The sequence below is a fragment of the Gilvimarinus gilvus genome (assembly GCF_030518155.1).
Taxonomy (GTDB): Bacteria; Pseudomonadota; Gammaproteobacteria; order Pseudomonadales; family Cellvibrionaceae; genus Gilvimarinus; species Gilvimarinus gilvus.
This window is the reverse complement of sequence record NZ_JAULRU010000099.1, coordinates 1-528: the sequence shown is the minus strand read 5'-3', so window position 1 is coordinate 528 and position 528 is coordinate 1. Positions and strand designations below refer to the sequence as shown.

Here is a 528-nt window from a genome sequence, read left to right as displayed (position 1 = left end):
CCGGCGCAGAGCAAGTGGCCGATCATCGCTACCCTCGGCATGTTCATCAGCGTGTTCGGCCTGGGTACCTGGTTCAACGACATGAAGGCCGGGCACCCGGAGTCGCACGGGCCGTTGATTTTCTTCGTGGGTGCTCTGTTTCTGGCCTACATGTTGTTCGGCTGGTTCGGGGCGGTGGTCAAGGAAAGCCGTGCAGGGCTATACAGCGCCCAGCTGGACCGCTCTTTCCGCTGGGGCATGAGTTGGTTCATCTTCTCGGAAGTGATGTTTTTCCTGGCCTTCTTCGGCGCGCTGTTCTACGTGCGCGTGCTGGCGGGGCCGTGGCTGGGTGGCGAAGGGGCCAAGGGTGTTGCCCATATGCTCTGGCCCGGCTTCGAGTTCACCTGGCCGCTGTTGCACATGCCGGACCCGAAGCTGTTCCCGCCGCCCAAGGAAGTGATCGACCCGTGGCACCTGCCGCTGATCAATACCCTGTTGCTGGTCAGCTCCAGCGTGACCATCACCCTGGCCCACCATGCGTTGCGCCGC

General features: G+C 62.9%; 1 protein-coding gene. It reads left to right on the top strand.

The features are described from left to right. Nucleotides 1–528, top strand: a 528-nt coding sequence (locus tag QWI17_RS00495; RefSeq protein ID WP_302720539.1) for a cytochrome c oxidase subunit 3, incomplete at both ends; no start/stop codon positions are given.